Source organism: Rathayibacter sp. VKM Ac-2803, from assembly GCF_009807175.1.
Lineage (GTDB): Bacteria > Actinomycetota > Actinomycetes > Actinomycetales > Microbacteriaceae > Rathayibacter.
This window is the reverse complement of the sequence record NZ_WUCD01000001.1, coordinates 3,884,049-3,900,637: the sequence shown is the minus strand read 5'-3', so window position 1 is coordinate 3,900,637 and position 16,589 is coordinate 3,884,049. Positions and strand designations below refer to the sequence as shown.

The window sequence follows — 16,589 nt, the reverse complement described above, 5'->3', positions numbered from 1 at the left end:
GAGGGCTCGCATGACTGCACCCAGACCATCCGTCCGTTCGCGCGGAGCGACGCTGCGCCTCGCCGGAGTCCTCGTGGGAGTCAGAGGGCTCCTCGAGATCGTGCTCTCCTTCCTGCCGCTGGGCCTCGTCGGCGCCGGCCGGGTCGCTCCGATCCTGCTCGCAGGACTCCTCGGCTCGGCCGCGGTCGTCCTCGCCCGGGGCGCCGACGCCGAGGGCGGCCTGGTCGGCCGTCGCGGGCGAGCGGCCCTGGTCGCGTTCGCCGTGCTGCTGGTGCTCGGACCGGTCGTCCGACTGCTCACTCGGGTGAGCGGCTCCCTCGGCCTCATGGTCGGCTCGTCGGGGCTCTCCGGCGTGATCCTCGCGCTGTCCGTCGTCGCGGCGGCCCTCGCTCTCGCGGCGCTCGCCGCCTCCCACTCCGTCCCGCGTCGCGCGGTCGTCGTCGCGATCGTGGCGCTCGTCGTGCACGTGCTCGGCGGCGTCCTCACGTCGATCCCCGGACTCGTCGTCGCGGTCCCGTCGCAGGAGGTGCTCTTCGCGCTGTTCGCGATCGTCTCGGTCGCCGAGTCGCTCTCGCTGGTCGCGGTCGGCCTCGTCTGGATCCTCACGGGCCGGTCGCTGCGCGCCTGAGCCCCGCTCACGAGCCCGGCGACCGCGCGCCCGGGCCTCGTGCAGCCCTCCTGTGCTCAGCTCAGCGCGAGCGACACCGCCAGCACCACCATGACCACGGCGACCCCCGCGTCGAGCACCCGCCAGGCCCCGCGACTCCGGAACAGCGGGCGCAGCGCCCGCGCCCCGACGCCCAGCGCCGTGAACCAGAGCACGCTGCCGAGCGCCGCACCGGCTCCGAACCACCAGCGCTCGTCGCCGTGCGTGTTCGCGACCGAGCCGAGCAGCACCACGGTGTCGAGGTACACGTGCGGGTTGAGCAGCGTCAGCGCCAGGCAGGTCCCGATCGCGGTGCGGAGCGACGTGGAGGCGCCCGCCGGATCGCCCTCGAGGACGCCCGGCCGAAGCGCCCGCTTCGCCGCGAGGAACGCGTAGGCCAGGAGGAAGAGGATCCCGCCCCAGCGGATGACCACGAGGAGCCAGGGCGCCGACTCGAGCACCGCTCCGATCCCCGCGATGCCGACGATGATCAGCGTCGCGTCGGCGAGGGCGCAGATCGCGACGACGGCGAGCACGTGCTCCCGCCGCAGGCCCTGCCGCAGCACGAAGGCGTTCTGCGCGCCGATGGCGATGATGAGCGAGAGGCCGAAGCCGAGGCCGGACACGGCGGCGAGGAGGGAGGACACGGCTCGACGGTACGGGCGTCCCCGTCTGTAGACCAGCTCATGCTCCTTCAGTAGCGTAAGCAGAACTGATGCTCACCGACGATCTCGACCTCTCACGCCTGCGCGCACTGGCCGCCGCCGTCCGGCACGGCTCCTTCGACGCGGCCGCCCGGGCGCTGCACATCACGCCCTCGGCGCTCAGCCAGCGGATCAAGGCGCTCGAGTCGGCGGCCGGCCGGGTGCTGCTCGTGCGGTCGCGGCCGGTCGTGGCGACGGAGGCGGGTGCCGGGCTGCTCCGCCTCGCGCGCCAGATCGAGCTCCTCGCCGAGGACGCGGTGCGAGCCCTCGATGGCGGGGCGCACGCCGCGGGTCCGGTCCCCGTCCCGCTCGCGGTGAACGCCGACTCCCTCGCGACCTGGGTGCTGCCGGCGCTCGCGGGCGTGCCCGACGTCGTCTTCGAGCTGCACCGCGAGGACCAGGAGCACACCGCGGGCTTCCTCCGCGACGGCACCGTGCTCGCCGCGGTCACCGCGGAGGCGGAGGCGGTCCTCGGCTGCACCGTCACGCCGCTCGGGGTGATGCGGTACCGCGCGATGGCCGCGCCGGCGTTCGCCCAGCGCTGGTTCCCCTCCGGAGACCTCGCGGCCCTCGACCTCGCGCCGGCCGTCGTCTTCGACGAGAAGGACCGCCTGCAGGAGCGGTTCCTGCAGGCGAACGGGGTCGAGGCGCGGCCGCCGCAGCACCGCGTGCCGGGCTCCACCGACTTCGAGGCGGCCGTCCGGCTCGGCCTGGGCTGGGGGATGCTGCCCGAGCTGCAGGCCCCCGTCGGCGCGCCAGGACTGGTCGCGCTCGGCGGCGCCCCCGTCGACGTCCCCCTCTACTGGCAGCAGTGGGCGCTGCGCACCCCGAGCCTCGAGCGCGTCGCGGCCGCGATCACCGCCTCCGCCCGCGCGACCCTCCGCTGACCGCCCCCGCGAGGCTCTGCCCGGGCGGAGGGCGCGCCGCGACAGGCGTGCCGGAGCGGCGTCTCGCGGAGCGGGTCAGACGGCGAAGACGTCGCGGAGGGTGACGGTCTCGAGCGATCGCGCGCGGAGGATGTCGACCAGCTGCGCGTAGACCTGCGTGACGGGATCGAAGTTCGCGTGCCCGATCACGATGTGCTGCGGCAGGAACCACTGGTCGGCGAAGTCGAGCACCTGCTCCGGGGTGATCCGTCCCGAGTCCGACAGCGACCCGTACCAGAGCGTCGTCGCCGTGTAGCCGATGCCGGCGGCGGCGGCGCGGCTGGCCTGGTCGGTGTAGCCGAACGGCGGACGGTAGAAGGGTGCGGCCTCGACCCCGTAGGTCGCGCGGATGAACTCGCCGTTCCGGCCGAGCTCCTCCTGGATCCCGTCGGCCGACAGCGTCGTGAGGTCGGCGTGCGACCAGGTGTGGTTCGCGAGCTGCACCTGACCCGACTCGACCAGCGGCGCTACCGCGGGCGCGCAGGTCGTCCAGGAGTCGTACTGCCCGTTGAGGAAGAACGTCAGCCGCGTCCCGGTGTCCCTCGCGAACTGCGCGTAGGCGGCCACGACCTCGGTGTCGGAGCCGTCGTCGACGGTCCACGCGAGCAGGTTCCCGTCGCCGGGCAGCTCGGTGATGGTGCCCTCGGGCAGGGGGACGCGGGCGCGCACCGGCGCGGCGGCGGCGGTGATCGACGGTGTCGGGCGCGGCGGGGGAGGGGGCGTCGGGGTCGCGGTCGGAGTGGGTGCCGGAGGCGTCGCGGCCGTCTCCGTCACGGGCTCCGACGTGCATCCGGTCAGTGCCACCGCGGCGGACGCGATCCCCAGCAGCAGCGCGCGCCGCCTCATCCGCTCCACAGCGTCCCCCCTTGCGGCGCCCGAACCCCCCGGGCGCATCCCCGGCGACCGTAGCGGGGCGCAGGCGCACCGTGCAACGCGGCGCTCCTTGCGGCGGCATCGGCCGTCGCCTAAGCTACTGAGGTTGCGTGCATCTGCACGCGCTTGCGTGCTGCCTTCTCGACGGGATTCCCGTCGCGGGCGGGCGGTGCGCCGACAAGTGACCTTGGGTGGGTCGGGCGAGGCCTCGTGCCGCGCGTGGCCCACGGTAACCACACATGGAGGAAACCATGGCAGCAGTCTGCCAGGTGACCGGAGCCGTTCCCGGCTTCGGACACGCCATCTCGCACTCGCACCGGCGCACCAAGCGCCGCTTCGACCCGAACGTGCAGAAGAAGACGTACTACGTCCCCTCGCTCCGCCGTAACGTCACCCTGACGCTGTCGGCCAAGGGCATCAAGGTCATCGACGCCCGTGGCATCGAGTCCGTCGTCAAGGATGTTCTCGCTCGCGGGGTGAAGATCTAATGGCCAAGCAGCAGGACGTCCGTCCGATCATCAAGCTCCGTTCGACGGCAGGCACCGGTTACACCTACGTGACCAAGAAGAACCGCCGCAACGACCCCGACCGTCTCGTGCTCAAGAAGTACGACCCCGTAGTACGCAAGCACGTCGACTTCCGCGAGGAGCGCTAAGTATGGCCAAGAAGAGCAAGATCGCCCGCAATGAGCAGCGAAAGATCGTCGTCGACCGCTACGCGGCCAAGCGCCTCGAGCTGAAGAAGGCCCTCGTCGACCCGGCCGGGACCGACGAGAGCCGCGAGGAGGCCCGCGTCGGCCTCCAGAAGCTCCCCCGCAACGCGTCGCCCGTCCGCGTCCGCTCGCGCGACGCCGTCGACGGCCGCCCCCGCGGCAACCTCTCGAAGTTCGGCATCTCGCGTGTCCGCTTCCGCGACATGGCCCACCGCGGCGAACTGCCCGGCATCACCAAGTCGAGCTGGTAGAAACCGGCGCAGCGCGCCGGTTTCTACCAGCGTGCTAGCTGCGTGAACGCCGAAGGCCCCGCGATCTAGCGATCGCGGGGCCTTCGGCGTTCACGGGCGAGGGGCGTCCCTGCCGCCCCTCGCCGCAGTCGGCTTCTCGAGGTGGCCGGGTTCCGCAGAGCGTGTTGCGTTCGCTCCGCGAAATCGCTTGGCACGCGGTTTCGCGATGCGCTCGGGGTTCCCTCTTGCGGTCGACGTTGTGGTTGTCGTGTCGAGCACGCCGCCCTCGCAGAGTGCTCCCCCACCGCATGCTGATCGAGTAGCCCGCGGAGCGGGCGTATCGAGATCCACGTCCGCCCGCAGCGGAGGTCTGCGGGTCTCTCCCTCTGGTGGTGGTGGGTCTCGATACGGCCCGGCGGGCCTACTCGACCAGCGGGGGAGGGCGGCGGCGCACGAGACGCCGTCAGCAATCCGCGGCGCCCCCCGCATGCTGATCGAGTAGCCCGCGGAGCGGGCGTATCGAGATCCACATCCGCCCGCAGAGCAGGTCTGCAGGTCTCTCCCCACGGCCCTGCGGGCCTGCTCGACCAGCGGGCGGGCGGGCGGGCGGCTCCCGAGCCCGGGCGCCGCGTAAAATGGGGGCATGACAAGCAGCCTTCCGACCGTCGCCGAGATCGCGGCGCTCATCGACCACGCGATCCTGAAGCCCGAGCTGACCCGCGCCGAGGTCGACGCGCAGCTCGACGAGGCGCGCGCGTCGGGCGTCTTCAGTGTCTGCGTCCGCCCCTCCGACATCGCCCACGCGGTCGAGCGGCTCGAGGGCTCCGGAGTGCTCGTCGGCACCGTCATCGGATTCCCGCACGGCACGACCTCGACGGCGGCCAAGGCGGCGGAGTCGCGCCAGGCCCTCGCCGACGGCGCCTCCGAGCTCGACATGGTCGTCAACATCGGCCGGCTGCGGAGCGGTCTGCTGCAGGACGTCGAGGACGACATCCGCGCCGTGGTCGACGCCGCCGACGGACACGTCGTCAAGGTGATCCTCGAGACCAGCTACCTCGACGACGAGCAGATCGTCGCGGGCAGCGAGGCGTCCGAGCGCGCGGGCGCCGACTTCGTCAAGACCGCGACCGGCTTCGGCGGCGGCGGCGCGAACGAGCACGACCTGCGCCTGATGCGCGGCGCGGTGTCCGACGCCGTCCAGGTGAAGGCGTCCGGAGGCGTCCGCGACCTCGACACGCTCCTCGCCTACCGCGCGCTCGGCGTGACCCGCTTCGGCACGAGCGGGTCGGCCACGATCCTCGGCGACCTCGCCGCGCGTCTGGCGGGCGACTCCTCCGCGTCGCGCGTCGACGCCGCCTCCTACTGAGGTGGGCGCTCGGCCCGGGCCCGCCGGCCGCTGGCTCGCCTACACCCGCCGCCCCCTCGACGAGACGGCGCGGGCGCTCAAGGAGCGGGTCTACGCGGCCTTCACCGGACTCGCGGTCGTGATGATCTACGCGGTCGGCGACGAGCCCGACGCCGGGCACGCGCTCCGCAGCCTCGTCGTGTCGATCGTCGGCATCTCTGCGGCCGGCTTCGTCGCCGAGGTGATCTCGCACCAGGTCACCCACGCCGCGACTCCGTCACGAGCCGAGACGCGCACGATGCTGCGGATCGCGGGCGGCGCGCTCGCCTCCGCCTCCGTGCCCGTCCTCGCGCTGGCGGCCGCCGCGCTCGGCTGGCTCGACGCGCGGACCGCCCTCTGGATCGGCGTGGGCGTCTACGTCCTCACCCTGGCGGGCATCGCCCTGATCGCGGTCGCCCGTGCCGGGTTGAGCGTGCGGCAGAGCATCGTCTCGCTCGTCGGCCTGGTCGGCCTCGGCGCGCTCGTGGTCGGCGTGCTGGCGCTCGCGCACTGACCCGCCCGTCTCCGTCGCCCGCGTAGTCTCGAGGGCGATGTCGTCACGCACCCGGGTCGAGCTCGGCCGCCGAGAAGACCTCGGCGCCGACTGCGCGAACTGCTTCGCCCTGTGCTGCGTCGCGCTCGCCTTCGCGCGCTCGGCCGACTTCCCCGTCGACAAGCCCGCCGGCGACCCGTGCGCGAACCTCGCCGCCGACGACTCCTGCTCGATCCACCGCCGGCTCCGCCCCGAGGGCTTCGTGGGCTGCACGGTCTTCGACTGCTTCGGCGCGGGCCAGAAGGGTTCGATGCAGACGTTCGGCGGAGTGTCGTGGCGCGGCGACGACGAGGTGCGCGCGGCGATGTTCGCGGTCTTCCCGCTGATGCGGAGGCTGCACGAGCTGCTCTGGTACCTCGACGTCGCTCTGGCCCTGCCCGGCGTCTCGACCGAGCTCCGCGAGAGGGTCCGGGCGCGGTTCGACGCCGTCCATGCGCTCACGCTGCAGGAGCCGGCGGTCGTGCTGGCGCTCGACGTCGATGCGGAGTACGCGGCGGCCCGTCCGGCGCTGATCGAGGCGAGCGCGGCGGCGAGGGCGGGTCGCGGCGCGTCTCGAGCGCGGAGGAAGCGCCTGGGTCCGGGCGCCGATCTCGTCGCCGCGGCGCTGGCCGGCGCCGACCTGCGGGGAGCCGACCTGCGCGGGGCGCTGCTGATCGCCGCGGACCTGCGCGGCGCCGACCTGCGCGCCTGCGACGTCCTCGGAGCCGACCTCCGCGACGCCGACGTCTCGGGCGCCGATCTGTCGGAGGCGATCTACCTCACGCAGTCGCAGCTCTCGAGCACCCGCGGTGATGCGGCGACGGTGCTGCCCCGCGACTTCGCGCGGCCCGCGCACTGGCGGGACTGAGCGACCGGGTCAGTCGACCCGTGCGTCCGCGTCCTCCGCGTCGATCCCCTCGATGACGGAGCGCTCGAGCAGGTTCGGTCCGTTCCAGCTCTCGATCACGCAGCGCGGGAAGGCCTCGCGGTCGGGTGCCCGGAGCCACGTCGTCGCCGCCTCCCTGGCCCAGGCCTCGGAGGCGTACACGCCGATGATCTCGGTGCGGTCGTCCCACGGAGTGGCGGTCGAGAGGACGAAGTGGTCTCCGCTCATCACTGCTCCTCCGGGTTCACGCGCCCGCGCGGTGAGCGCGCGGACGCTCCTCCGGCACCGGCCGCGCCCAGACTAGCCGACGGGTGCCGGTCAGCTCAGGCGATCGAGTCACGGAGACGCCCGTTCAGCGCGCCCAGTGACGCGACGATCTCGTCGGTGTCGGCGCCGGGGAGCACGGCGCCGCCGAGGGCGAGGCTGTGGCGGAGGACGGCGACGTCGCTGTCCTCGAGGCGGTGGGCGGAGACCAGTGCCTCCAGGGTGGCGAGGACGGCGATGAGGGCGACGGTGTCGTCCACGTCAAGGGGCCGGGTGCTGGAACGGTCCACGGCGCACCTCCTGTTCGGGATCGGGATCGGGATCGTGTTCGGACGAGAACGGATCCGGGGTCCGGGGATCGCGCGCTCTCAGGGTGACGCACGAGAGGCGCCCTGCGGGTCTTCACCCGCGGGGCGCCGCTCGAACGGACTACTTCTGGGGGTCAGGCGACGCGGGGCTCGGCCTCGGGAGCGTCGTCCTCGGGGATGTGCACGTCCTGGACGGTCACGTTGATCTCGGCGACCTCCATGCCGATGATCTGCTGGATCGCGTCGGCGACGGCCGAGCGGACACCCTCGGCGACGTCCTGGAGCGGGGTGGGGTACTCGGCGACGATCGTCACGTCGGCCGCGACCTGGCGCTCGCCGACCTCGACCTTGACGCCCTGGCCGCGGTCGTCGTTGCCGATCGCGCTGCGGAGGGCGCCGATGGCGCGGGCGGCGCCACCGCCGAGAGCGTGCACGCCGCGGACCTCGCGCGCGGCGATGCCGGCGACCTTCGCGATGACGCCGTCGTCGATGACGGTGCGTCCGGCTCCGGTCGCGGGGGTGGTGATGCTCTCGGCCATGATCTCCTCTTTCGCTCACTGCCCGGTCACGGTGATCGGGCGCTTCTGCGGATAGGACGCTCGGCGGGGCTCGATCGTCACGGTCGGATCCGGAGCGTCCAGGGAACTGCCAGACGGTGCCGCCGACTCTTCGAGTCCTCGCAGGAGCGACGTGCGATCAGCGGGCCGTGACGCGCTCGAGGAAGGCGAGGGTCCGTTCCAGGGCCGTCCGCGCGTCGGCGAGGTCGAGGTCGAACTGGTACTCGTGGCCGAGCTGCGCCTCGTGGCCGGCGCCCCAGAACAGCTCGGTCACGGGGACGCCGAGCGAGCGCAGGTGCGCCGCGAACGGGCGCGACTGGCGCGCCGTGAGGGCGTCGGCGTTGCCTCCGCTGATGAACACCGGAGGGAACCGCGGAGTCACGTGGTCGATCGTCGACATCTGCGCGCCGGCGGTCGACTCCGACCAGTTGCGGTGCCCGGTGTAGGCCCAGAGCGCGGAGCGGAAGCCCCAGCCCGCGACTCCGGTGACCTTCGCCATCGAGCTCAGATCGAACACGCCGCAGTGCAGCACCACCGCGCGCACGGCGTCGACCGGCAGCGACGTCGTGAGGCCGGCGTCGCGCGCGTAGGAGGGGTTGGTGACGGCGGTGGCCAGCTGGCTCGCGAGCTGCGCGCCGGCGGAGTCCCCGGCCAGCACGATCCGATCGCGGGCGATGCCGAGGCGGCCGGCGTGGCGCCGCAGGTGCTCGAGGGCGGCGAGGAGCTGGCGGGGCGCCGTCGGGTAGATCGACTCGGGCCCGCGGCCGTAGTCGAGGCCGACGGTCGTGTAGCCGGCGTCGGCGAGCAGGCGGAGGTAGGGGTCGACGTCGCGCCGGTGCCCCGAGATCCAGGCTCCGCCGTGGATCCAGACGACGGTGGGCCGGGCGCCGGCGCCTGCCGAGCGGAAGACGTCGGCCGTCGTCGCGGGTGCCCCCGGGCGGCCGGGGATCACCTCGGCGACGCGCGAGACGCCCTCCGGTGCGCGCCGGCGCATGCCCGCGGCCGTGCGCCGGGCCTCGCGCTCGAACACGGCCCTGATCGCGAGGGCCGACGGCCACCGCGCCGCTCCCAGCACGCTCGTCATCCGTCCCCCCTCTGCGCGAGCGGTTCCGGATCGGGATCCGCGTCCGCCCGCCCCCGCAGACACCCGCCTCGCTCGATGAAGGCTACGCACCCGCTGGACCGGCGGGCGGCTGCCCCGCGGTGATTCGCCGCCCGCAGTCCTGCTGTGGTGCGATGGTCGAGTGACGGACGACGCGACGACCGAGCCCCCCGCCTCCCGCGTGCGACCGAGGACCCTGCTCCTCCTCGCCGTCATCGGCACGATCGGCGGGGTGCTCTCGGGGCTCTTCGGCGTCGGCGGCGGCATCGTGATGGTGCCCATGCTCATCGCCTGGGCCGGGATGGACCAGCGCCGCGCCTCCGCGACCTCGCTGCTCGCCATCGCCCCCACCTCGGTCGCGGGTGCCTTCGCCTACGCGCTGTCCGGCCAGGTGGCCTGGCTCCCCGCCGCGGTGATCGCCGCGGCGGCGATGCTCGGCGCGATCCTGGGCTCGTGGCTGCTGGCGCGGCTGCCGCTCGGCGTGCTCCGCTGGCTGTTCGTCGCCCTGCTCGTCGCGGCAGCCGTGCGGATGGCCGTCTTCGGCTCGAACGAGACCGGGGACGTCGCGGAGGGCTGGGGGGTGTGGCCCGGATTCGCGGGCCTCGGGATCCTGATGGGCGTCGCCTCGGGTCTCTTCGGCATCGGCGGCGGGGCGATCGCCGTGCCCGTCCTGGTCGGCGCGTTCGGGCTCGCCGACCTGCTGGCGAAGGGCACGTCGCTGGCCGCGATGATCCCGACCGCTGTCACCGGCTCGATCGCGAACGCGCGCCGCGGGCTGCTCGATCTGCGCGCCGGCCTCATCGTGGGGCTCTTCGCGACGGGGTTCTCGTTCGCCGGAGTCGCGCTGTCGTTCCTGCTGCCCGCCCGGTACTCGGGAGTCCTCTTCGCGGTGCTGCTGCTGCTCGCGGCGCTGCAGCTCGCGCTCCGGAATCGGAAGCGGTCGCCGGGGGAGCGATCCTGATCCCGACGGATCCGGTGAGCGCTACGTCCACTCGGCGAGGTACGGGAGGCGGCGCTCGAGGGCGAAGGCGCGGACGACCTCCTCGGCGGCGCCCCGTCGGCGCAGCAGCTCGTCCTCGCTCCGGACCCAGCCGTAGGGGTACGGGAACGAGCTGATCACGTGCGCCATGATCGCGACGACCATCTCGTCGTCGTCCGCGGCGGTGACGTCGGGCCGGGCGACTCCGCGCTCGACGAGCTGCGCGCTCCAGCTCCCGTCCGCGGCGCGGTCGGCGACCCAGCGCGGATCGGCGTCGTAGGCGAGGCGGTCGGGACGCACCGTCGTCCAGTGCAGGCCTCGGGAGGGGAGCACGTCGCGGACGGCGCGCACGAGCGAGGCCGGGGTCCAGGAGGCGGGGAAGAAGGTCCGCAGCGCGATGTCGAGCACCTGCGCGCTCGGGTCGCCCGGGGCTCCGCGGCCACCGGCCCCGACGGCGGCGCAGACCGCGAGGGTCTCGGGATGCGGGCCCCCGGAGGCGCGCCCCAGCTCGGCCACGTGGATCGCGAGGCCGCGGTGGAACGCCTCCGACGCCGCGGCATCGGCGAACGGGGGAGCGGGGACGCTCGGGTCGAGCCGGATGCGCGGCAGCTGACGCACGGTGCCTCCTCGGGTCGCCCCCATTCGACCACGGGCGTCCCGGTGCTCTTGGGAGAAGTGACTTCCTGCGTATGGTCCCGTCCTCGCTGATCGAGTAGCCCGCTCTGCGGGCGTATCGAGATCCACGTCCTTCAGAAGATCTGGTCAGGAGGCTGATCTGCCGACGCTGGCGGGTCTCGGTGCGCCCCTGCGGGGCTGCGGGCTCGACCAGCAGGGAAGGAGGTGGCGCGGACTCTTCCCGCATCACTGAGACTCGACGCGGCTTCGCGGCTCGATACGCCGCCTGCGGGCTCGACCAGCAGGCACGCCGCAGGCGAGCGGGCGGGCGGGTACGACGGCTCCCCGCAGGCGTGACACGATCGAGGGTGATGTCCTCCGGAGCCGCATGAGCGCGTTCACCTATCAGGCCGCGTCGATCCCGCTGCGTCTCGCCAGCTCGGGGATGGTCGTCGCCCTCCCCGTCCTCGCCGTCGAGCGCCTCGACGACGTGGCGCTCGGCGCGCTGCTGACCGGCGCCGCGCTGTTCCCGAGCGTCGTCGCGGCGCCGCTCGTCGGCACGGTGCTCGACCGCATCCGCAAGCCGCGCCGCCTGCTGGTCGGCGCCGCCGTGACGACGGCCGCCGCGTTCGCCCTGGCCGCCTTCCTCGGCGACGTGCCGACTCCGCTGATCGCGCTGCTGCTCCTGCTGGCCGGGCTGGCGACGCCGGTCTACATGGGCGGCATGTCGAGCTTCGTCACCAGCGCCATCGCCGACCCCCGGCGGGCCTACGCGCAGGACTCGCTCTCGTACACCGTCGCCTCGATCAGCGGGCCGGCGATCGCGGGGCTCGCGATCGGAGTCGGCTCGGCGCGGGTCGCCATGCTGGCCATGGCCGTGCTCGCCCTCGTCGGCGTCCTCGGCTCGCTCGCGCTGGTCATGGAGCCGCGGCCGATGCCGACCGTCGGCGTCCGGCGCACCATCGCGGCCGGTGTCACCCATCTCGTCCGCCACCGCCCGATCGCGGTCGTCACCCTCGCGGGCACGCTGAGCCAGGTCGGCGGAGGCGCCGCCGGGGTCGCCGCGATCGGCCTCTCGCTCGAGCGGCTCGGCAGCACGGACGGAGCGGCGTGGATCCTCACCGCCTTCGCCGTCGGCGGCCTCCTCGGCGCGATCGCGGTCGCGGCCCGGAGGTGGACCCACCGGCCCCCGGCCTGGGTGATGGGCGCGGGATTCGCCGCGACGGGAGCCAGCCTGCTGGTCGCCGCTCCCGATCTCGGGATCGTCGTGACGGTCGTCGCGTTCGCCGTCGCGGGGATCTTCACCGCGCCCGCGAACGCGGCCATGCTGCTTCTGCGCGATCAGGAGAGCCCGGCGGCCGTGCGCTCGCAGGTCTTCACGATCGGCGCGGGCCTGCGGGCAGCGGCCGCCGCGGTGGGCGCGGTGCTCGCGGGCGCGGCGTCGAGCCTCCCCGCCGGATGGCTGGTCGTCGGCATCGCGACGATCTGGATCGTCTCGGGCCTGCTGCTGCGCCTCTTCCCGCGCCCCGAGGTGACGTCTCGGCTGGAGGCGCCGCACAAGTAAGGCTGGATCCGCTGATATCGCGAGAATTCCGAGATTCGAGCGGTCTGGCCTTGCTTGTGCGGACGATCAGGCGGCGACGCCCGCGAGGCTGCCCGAGTTGGGGCCGGCCGGGTCGGTGATCAGGCAGTTGATGGTGCGGTCGCCGCCGTCCCAGCTCTCCTGGGTCGGGTAGTAGTAGCTGAAGTCGTACTGCGACTCCTCGTAGCTGAGGCCGACGAAGCCGTCGAACGCCGCGCTGCACTCGGTCTCGGCCTGGTCCGTCGTCGCGGTCTCGCCCGGGTACTCGTCGGCCTCGGCCATCGTCACGTTCTGGAACACCTCGTAGCTGTGCGGCTCGGTGCACGGCACGGTCGGCACGTCGGTCACCTCGGTGGCCGTCTCGCTCAGCTCGTCGTTCAGGCAGTCGCCGACCCGCAGCTGGAAGACGTCGGTCGTGCCGCCCTCGACGATCTCGCCCGAGGTGTCGTCGCGGGTCTCGCCGCCCATCATGCTGTTGACAGTGGAGCAGCCGCTGAGGCCGAGGGCGAGCGCTGCGGAGGCGGCGAGGACGAGAGCGGTACGGCGGCGGTTCATGAGCTGCTCCAGACGGGGTGGCGGTGACGGATCGACCCCCAGGGTAGGGCGAGCCGGCCGTCCGGGGCTCCCTCCGGCGACGGATTCGCGACACTCTGCAGTGGCGGACGCCCAGCCGACGGTAGTCGAATAGACGCATGGCTCAGAAGACGGTCGCGGACCAGCTCATCGCCCAGCTCATCGACGCCGGTGTGTCCCGGATCTACGGGATCGTCGGAGACTCGCTCAACCCGATCGTGGACTCGGTCCGCCGCAGCGGCGGGTCGGCGAAGGGGGGCATCGACTGGATCCACGTGCGCAACGAGGAGGCGGCCGCCTTCGCCGCCGGCGCCGAGGCCCAGCTCACCGGGAAGCTCGCGGTCTGCGCGGGCAGCTGCGGGCCCGGCAACCTGCACCTGATCAACGGCCTGTACGACGCGCACCGCTCGGGCGCCCCGGTCCTGGCGATCGCCAGCCACATCCCGAGCAACGAGATCGGCTCCTCCTACTTCCAGGAGACGCACCCCGACCGCCTGTTCGTCGAGTGCTCGAACTACCGCGAGCTGGTCTCGACCGCGGCGCAGGCCCCCCGGGTGGTCAACGCCGCGCTGCGCAGCGCCGTGGCCCTGAAGGGGGTGGCCGTGGTGACCCTCCCCGGCGACATCGCCGAGCTGGACGCCGTGGGCGAGTTCCCCGCGTTCGTGCTGCCCGCGCCTCCCACGCTCGTGCCGGACGACGCCGACGTGCGGGCGCTCGCCGCGGCGATCGACGAGGCGAGGACCGTCGCGATCTTCGCCGGCGCCGGGGTGCGCGACGCGCACGACGAGGTCGTCGCGTTCGCCGAGCTGGTGGGAGCGCCGGTCGGGCACTCGCTGCGCGGCAAGGAGTGGATCCAGTACGACAACCCCTACGACGTCGGCATGACGGGCCTGCTGGGCTACGGAGCGGCGCACGCCGGCATCCACGACGCCGACCTGCTGATCCTGCTCGGCACCGACTTCCCCTACGAGCAGTTCCTTCCCGACGACGGGAAGGTGGTCGTCGCGCAGGTCGACACCGACGCCTCGAAGCTCGGCCGGCGCGTGAGCGTCGCGCATCCCGTGCACGGAGACGTCGCCGCCACCCTCACCGCGCTCACCCCGCTGGTGAAGCGGAAGGACCACCGCTTCCTCGACAAGACGCTGAAGAAGCACGAGAAGCTCGTCACCGGAGTCGTCGGGAAGTACACCGAGGTCGAGAAGCGCCGCCCGATCCACCCCGAGCTGGTCGCCTCCACCCTCGACGGGCTGCTCTCGGACGACGCGGTCGTCACCGCCGACACCGGCATGGGCAACGTCTGGCAGGCCCGCTACATCACGCCGAACGGCCGCCGACGCCTGATCGGCTCGTACCTGCACGGCTCGATGGCCAACGCGCTGCCGCAGGCGGTCGGCGCGCAGCTCTCGCACCCGGGTCGGCAGGTCGTCTCGCTGAGCGGAGACGGCGGGCTCTCGATGCTGATGGGCGAGCTGGTGACGGTGGCGGCTTACAAGCTCCCGGTCACGATCGTGGTCTTCAACAACTCGACGCTCGGGCTCGTCAAGGTCGAGATGCTGGTCGACGGCTTCCCCGACTTCGCGGTCGACGTGCCGATGGTCGACTACGCGAAAGTGGCGGAGGCGGTCGGCATCCGCGGGATCCGCGTCGAGGACCCGCGGGAGGTCGAGGGTGCGCTGCGGGAGGCGCTCGCCGAGAACGGGCCGGTCCTCGTCGATGTTGTGACCGATCCGCTCGCGCTCTCGCTGCCGCCGACCATCACCGGTGCCCAGGTGAAGGGCTTCGCGCTGGCCATGTCGAAGATCGTGATGAACGGCGGCGCCGGCGAGGCCGTCGCGCTCGCCCGCACCAACATCAAGCACGCCCTGCGGTGATCGACCGGGCCGCCCTCGCGACGGGCACCTGGTTCGTGCGCGGCTCGAGCCTGCCGCTGTGGCGCGCGCGGGCCGGAGTCGCGATCACGTACGCGCCGCTGCCGACCGGCGAGGTCGGCGACGTCGTGAGCTGGCGGGGGCGGCGCGGGCCGCGGTACGTCGTGGGCATCGACAGCCCCGACCCCGCGGATCCGCTCGGCTTCCGCTGGCGCGGGGTCGAGCCGTTGACGCTGCTGGCGCGGAGCCGGTGGTCGTTCGTCGCGGCCGATCTCGACGCGGGATGGGCGCTGACGCGCTTCGCCCGCACGCCGTTCACTCCGGCGGGAGTGGACGTGTACGTGCGGGATCAGCGGCCCGCGCCCGGCGTGCTCGCGGCGGCGCTGGCGGCGTGCGCGGCGGATCCGCTGACCGCCGCGCTCCGCCCGCGGATGCTCGAGGTCGCGGCCTGAGCCGCGCGCACCGTCAGCTGAGAGCGGCTCTCGCGCGCCATCGTGCGTGACGAGCACTCTCAGCTGACGTTCGGCGCCTCCGCCAGCTCGATCGAGTCGGCGCCCATCGGCTCGCCGCAGACCGCGCAGTGCAGTCGAGGCTCGAGGAGGGCTCCGCAGTCGTGCGCGTAGGGCTGCCGCGCCTCCGGGTCGCGCGCCCAGCGCTCGCCCCAGGCGGCGAGCGCGATGAGGATCGGCGCGGCCTCGCGGCCGGCCTCGGTCAGGTGGTACTCGGAGCGGGGCGGGCGCTCCGAGTAGCGGACGCGCTCGATGACGCCGTGCTCCTCGAGGCTGCGCAGCCGCGCCGTGAGCACGTCGCGCGGGGCGCCGGTGAACGCCTGGATCCGGTCGAAGCGGTGCTCGCCGAACGCGAGCTCGCGGAGCACGAGCAGGCTCCAGCGCTCCCCGAGCACCTCGAGCCCCGCGGCGATAGGGCAGGCGCGGGGGGTGATGCCGACGGTCGTCATGAGAGCCTCTCCGAGTGAGTTGGGAATACCAACCTACTCGTCCCGGGTTGTCAGGAGCACTGGTCGCGGAGGTCGCGACCCGATCCCAGGGAGAACCCACCATGCCAGCACTCACCGGAGCAGTCGTCCTCGTCACCGGGGCGAACGGAGGACTCGGATCCGAGTTCGTCGCCCAGGCGCTCGCGCGCGGCGCGTCGAAGGTCTACGCCGCCGCCCGCCGGCCGAAGGAGTGGGGCGACGAGCGGATCGTCCCGCTCGTCCTCGATGTGAACGACGCCGCGTCGATCGCGGCGGCTGTCGAGGCGGCGCCCGACGTGACGGTCCTCGTGAACAACGCGGGCGTCTCCGGGGCGAGCTACAGCCTCCTCGCGCTGTCGGCGGAGGAGCTGCGCGCGGTGATGGAGACCAACTTCTTCGGGCCGGTCCTGCTCGCGAAGGCGTTCGCCTCCCGACTCGCCACGGCCGACGGAGCGGCGATCGTCGACGTGCACTCGGCCCTCAGCTGGTTCGCGGTGGCGGGCGGGTACAGCGCCTCGAAGGCGGCGCTCTGGTCGGCCACGAACTCGCTGCGCCTCGAGCTCGCGCCGCAGGGCGTGCACGTGCTCGGGCTGCACGTCGGCTACGTCGACACTCCGATGGCGGCCGGGGCCGACGGCCCGAAGGCGAGCCCGGCCGACGTCGTGGGCCAGACCTACGACGGCCTCGAGGCGGGCGCCTTCGAGATCCTCGCCGACGACACCAGCCGCCAGGTCAAGTCCGGCCTCTCGGCCCCCCTCGAGGCCGTCTACCCCCAGCTCGCGTAGGCCGTCCCGCCGCAACATCAGCTGAGAGGGGTGGGCCTCGCCCGCTGGCGGAGGCCCACCCCTCTCAGCTGATGTTCTGCACGGGCA

The 16,589-nt window shown here is 73.3% G+C and carries 22 protein-coding genes; 13 read left to right on the top strand and 9 right to left on the bottom strand.

What is annotated here, in order from left to right:
• Positions 1 to 10: 10 nt before the first annotated feature.
• Positions 11 to 628 carry a hypothetical protein gene (locus GRS96_RS18420; RefSeq protein ID WP_159989150.1) on the top strand — a complete coding sequence of 206 codons (618 nt, stop codon included), beginning with the start codon at positions 11 to 13 and terminating at the stop codon, positions 626 to 628.
• A 56-nt stretch (positions 629 to 684) separates the two neighbouring features.
• Here the strand turns inward: GRS96_RS18420 and GRS96_RS18415 are convergent, their stop codons facing one another.
• Positions 685 to 1,293 (bottom strand): LysE/ArgO family amino acid transporter, encoded by a 609-nt coding sequence (locus GRS96_RS18415; RefSeq protein ID WP_159852999.1) that lies wholly within the window; start codon positions 1,291 to 1,293, stop codon positions 685 to 687.
• Positions 1,294 to 1,361: 68 nt separating this feature from the next.
• Here GRS96_RS18415 and GRS96_RS18410 point away from each other — a divergent pair, with 68 nt between their 5' ends.
• The gene (locus tag GRS96_RS18410) at positions 1,362 to 2,237 is read left to right on the top strand and encodes an ArgP/LysG family DNA-binding transcriptional regulator (protein ID WP_159989149.1); all 876 of its coding nucleotides are present in this window, start codon (positions 1,362 to 1,364) and stop codon (positions 2,235 to 2,237) included.
• Positions 2,238 to 2,312: 75 nt separating this feature from the next.
• Here GRS96_RS18410 and GRS96_RS18405 read toward each other — a convergent pair whose 3' ends face one another.
• A complete protein-coding gene (locus GRS96_RS18405; RefSeq protein ID WP_159852995.1) occupies positions 2,313 to 3,122 on the bottom strand; it encodes a polysaccharide deacetylase family protein in 810 nt (269 codons plus the stop codon).
• Positions 3,123 to 3,400: 278 nt separating this feature from the next.
• Here GRS96_RS18405 and rpmB point away from each other — a divergent pair, with 278 nt between their 5' ends.
• From rpmB to GRS96_RS18375, 6 genes are all read left to right on the top strand, one after another.
• Positions 3,401 to 3,637 carry a 50S ribosomal protein L28 gene (gene rpmB / locus GRS96_RS18400; protein ID WP_056038148.1) on the top strand — a complete coding sequence of 79 codons (237 nt, stop codon included), beginning with the start codon at positions 3,401 to 3,403 and terminating at the stop codon, positions 3,635 to 3,637.
• Entirely contained in the window at positions 3,637 to 3,804 is a 168-nt protein-coding gene (gene rpmG / locus GRS96_RS18395; RefSeq protein ID WP_027692168.1) for a 50S ribosomal protein L33, read from the top strand. Before rpmB ends, rpmG begins: the two co-directional genes overlap by 1 nt.
• Before the next feature lie 2 nt (positions 3,805 to 3,806).
• Complete coding sequence (gene rpsN / locus GRS96_RS18390) at positions 3,807 to 4,112, top strand: 30S ribosomal protein S14 (protein WP_056038146.1); 306 nt, start codon at positions 3,807 to 3,809, stop codon at positions 4,110 to 4,112.
• A 622-nt stretch (positions 4,113 to 4,734) separates the two neighbouring features.
• Entirely contained in the window at positions 4,735 to 5,457 is a 723-nt protein-coding gene (gene deoC / locus GRS96_RS18385) for a deoxyribose-phosphate aldolase (protein ID WP_159852993.1), read from the top strand.
• A 1-nt stretch (position 5,458) separates the two neighbouring features.
• Positions 5,459 to 5,989 (top strand): hypothetical protein, encoded by a 531-nt coding sequence (locus tag GRS96_RS18380; RefSeq protein WP_159989148.1) that lies wholly within the window; start codon positions 5,459 to 5,461, stop codon positions 5,987 to 5,989.
• Between the two features lie 37 nt (positions 5,990 to 6,026).
• The gene (locus GRS96_RS18375) at positions 6,027 to 6,875 is read left to right on the top strand and encodes a pentapeptide repeat-containing protein (RefSeq protein WP_159989147.1); all 849 of its coding nucleotides are present in this window, start codon (positions 6,027 to 6,029) and stop codon (positions 6,873 to 6,875) included.
• Positions 6,876 to 6,884: 9 nt separating this feature from the next.
• Here GRS96_RS18375 and GRS96_RS18370 read toward each other — a convergent pair whose 3' ends face one another.
• From GRS96_RS18370 to GRS96_RS18355, 4 genes are all read right to left on the bottom strand, one after another.
• A complete protein-coding gene (locus GRS96_RS18370; protein WP_159852987.1) occupies positions 6,885 to 7,121 on the bottom strand; it encodes a hypothetical protein in 237 nt (78 codons plus the stop codon).
• A 95-nt stretch (positions 7,122 to 7,216) separates the two neighbouring features.
• On the bottom strand, positions 7,217 to 7,447 hold the full coding sequence (locus GRS96_RS18365; protein WP_159852985.1) for a hypothetical protein: 231 nt from the start codon (positions 7,445 to 7,447) through the stop codon (positions 7,217 to 7,219).
• Positions 7,448 to 7,599: 152 nt separating this feature from the next.
• Positions 7,600 to 8,004 (bottom strand): Asp23/Gls24 family envelope stress response protein, encoded by a 405-nt coding sequence (locus GRS96_RS18360; RefSeq protein ID WP_159852983.1) that lies wholly within the window; start codon positions 8,002 to 8,004, stop codon positions 7,600 to 7,602.
• Positions 8,005 to 8,161: 157 nt separating this feature from the next.
• The gene (locus tag GRS96_RS18355) at positions 8,162 to 9,106 is read right to left on the bottom strand and encodes an alpha/beta hydrolase (protein WP_159852981.1); all 945 of its coding nucleotides are present in this window, start codon (positions 9,104 to 9,106) and stop codon (positions 8,162 to 8,164) included.
• A 160-nt stretch (positions 9,107 to 9,266) separates the two neighbouring features.
• Between GRS96_RS18355 and GRS96_RS18350 the strand changes: the two genes are divergently transcribed.
• Positions 9,267 to 10,085 carry a sulfite exporter TauE/SafE family protein gene (locus GRS96_RS18350; RefSeq protein ID WP_159852979.1) on the top strand — a complete coding sequence of 273 codons (819 nt, stop codon included), beginning with the start codon at positions 9,267 to 9,269 and terminating at the stop codon, positions 10,083 to 10,085.
• 21 nt (positions 10,086 to 10,106) lie between these two features.
• Here the strand turns inward: GRS96_RS18350 and GRS96_RS18345 are convergent, their stop codons facing one another.
• Positions 10,107 to 10,721, bottom strand: coding sequence for a hypothetical protein (locus tag GRS96_RS18345; protein WP_159852977.1), 615 nt, complete (start codon positions 10,719 to 10,721; stop codon positions 10,107 to 10,109).
• A 385-nt stretch (positions 10,722 to 11,106) separates the two neighbouring features.
• On the opposite strand from GRS96_RS18345, the gene GRS96_RS18340 reads away from it, so the two are divergent.
• Positions 11,107 to 12,282, top strand: coding sequence for an MFS transporter (locus GRS96_RS18340; protein WP_159989146.1), 1,176 nt, complete (start codon positions 11,107 to 11,109; stop codon positions 12,280 to 12,282).
• Between the two features lie 66 nt (positions 12,283 to 12,348).
• Here the strand turns inward: GRS96_RS18340 and GRS96_RS18335 are convergent, their stop codons facing one another.
• Positions 12,349 to 12,855: a septum formation family protein gene (locus tag GRS96_RS18335; protein ID WP_159852975.1), complete on the bottom strand. Its 507-nt coding sequence runs from the start codon at positions 12,853 to 12,855 to the stop codon at positions 12,349 to 12,351.
• 137 nt (positions 12,856 to 12,992) lie between these two features.
• Between GRS96_RS18335 and GRS96_RS18330 the strand changes: the two genes are divergently transcribed.
• Entirely contained in the window at positions 12,993 to 14,744 is a 1,752-nt protein-coding gene (locus GRS96_RS18330) for a pyruvate dehydrogenase (protein ID WP_159989145.1), read from the top strand.
• Complete coding sequence (locus tag GRS96_RS18325; RefSeq protein ID WP_159989144.1) at positions 14,741 to 15,193, top strand: hypothetical protein; 453 nt, start codon at positions 14,741 to 14,743, stop codon at positions 15,191 to 15,193. The genes GRS96_RS18330 and GRS96_RS18325 overlap by 4 nt, the downstream gene beginning before the upstream one ends.
• Positions 15,194 to 15,252: 59 nt before the next feature.
• On the opposite strand, the gene GRS96_RS18320 is transcribed toward GRS96_RS18325, so the two are convergent.
• Positions 15,253 to 15,699, bottom strand: a complete 447-nt coding sequence (locus GRS96_RS18320) for a winged helix-turn-helix transcriptional regulator (RefSeq protein ID WP_159852972.1) — start codon at positions 15,697 to 15,699, stop codon at positions 15,253 to 15,255.
• A 101-nt stretch (positions 15,700 to 15,800) separates the two neighbouring features.
• On the opposite strand from GRS96_RS18320, the gene GRS96_RS18315 reads away from it, so the two are divergent.
• Complete coding sequence (locus tag GRS96_RS18315) at positions 15,801 to 16,502, top strand: SDR family oxidoreductase (RefSeq protein ID WP_159989143.1); 702 nt, start codon at positions 15,801 to 15,803, stop codon at positions 16,500 to 16,502.
• Positions 16,503 to 16,589: the final 87 nt, after the last annotated feature.

Excerpts from the sequence above, each read along its gene's own strand:
- GRS96_RS18420 (WP_159989150.1), top strand. The coding sequence starts at position 11 with ATGACTGCACCCAGACCATCCGTCCGTTCGCGCGGAGCGACGCTGCGC.
- GRS96_RS18410 (WP_159989149.1), top strand. The coding sequence starts at position 1,362 with ATGCTCACCGACGATCTCGACCTCTCACGCCTGCGCGCACTGGCCGCC.
- GRS96_RS18405 (WP_159852995.1), bottom strand. The coding sequence starts at position 3,122 with ATGAGGCGGCGCGCGCTGCTGCTGGGGATCGCGTCCGCCGCGGTGGCA.
- rpmB (WP_056038148.1), top strand. The coding sequence starts at position 3,401 with ATGGCAGCAGTCTGCCAGGTGACCGGAGCCGTTCCCGGCTTCGGACAC.
- rpmG (WP_027692168.1), top strand. The coding sequence starts at position 3,637 with ATGGCCAAGCAGCAGGACGTCCGTCCGATCATCAAGCTCCGTTCGACG.
- rpsN (WP_056038146.1), top strand. The coding sequence starts at position 3,807 with ATGGCCAAGAAGAGCAAGATCGCCCGCAATGAGCAGCGAAAGATCGTC.
- deoC (WP_159852993.1), top strand. The coding sequence starts at position 4,735 with ATGACAAGCAGCCTTCCGACCGTCGCCGAGATCGCGGCGCTCATCGAC.
- GRS96_RS18375 (WP_159989147.1), top strand. The coding sequence starts at position 6,027 with ATGTCGTCACGCACCCGGGTCGAGCTCGGCCGCCGAGAAGACCTCGGC.
- GRS96_RS18370 (WP_159852987.1), bottom strand. The coding sequence starts at position 7,121 with ATGAGCGGAGACCACTTCGTCCTCTCGACCGCCACTCCGTGGGACGAC.
- GRS96_RS18360 (WP_159852983.1), bottom strand. The coding sequence starts at position 8,004 with ATGGCCGAGAGCATCACCACCCCCGCGACCGGAGCCGGACGCACCGTC.
- GRS96_RS18355 (WP_159852981.1), bottom strand. The coding sequence starts at position 9,106 with ATGACGAGCGTGCTGGGAGCGGCGCGGTGGCCGTCGGCCCTCGCGATC.
- GRS96_RS18340 (WP_159989146.1), top strand. The coding sequence starts at position 11,107 with ATGAGCGCGTTCACCTATCAGGCCGCGTCGATCCCGCTGCGTCTCGCC.
- GRS96_RS18335 (WP_159852975.1), bottom strand. The coding sequence starts at position 12,855 with ATGAACCGCCGCCGTACCGCTCTCGTCCTCGCCGCCTCCGCAGCGCTC.
- GRS96_RS18330 (WP_159989145.1), top strand. The coding sequence starts at position 12,993 with ATGGCTCAGAAGACGGTCGCGGACCAGCTCATCGCCCAGCTCATCGAC.
- GRS96_RS18320 (WP_159852972.1), bottom strand. The coding sequence starts at position 15,699 with ATGACGACCGTCGGCATCACCCCCCGCGCCTGCCCTATCGCCGCGGGG.
- GRS96_RS18315 (WP_159989143.1), top strand. The coding sequence starts at position 15,801 with ATGCCAGCACTCACCGGAGCAGTCGTCCTCGTCACCGGGGCGAACGGA.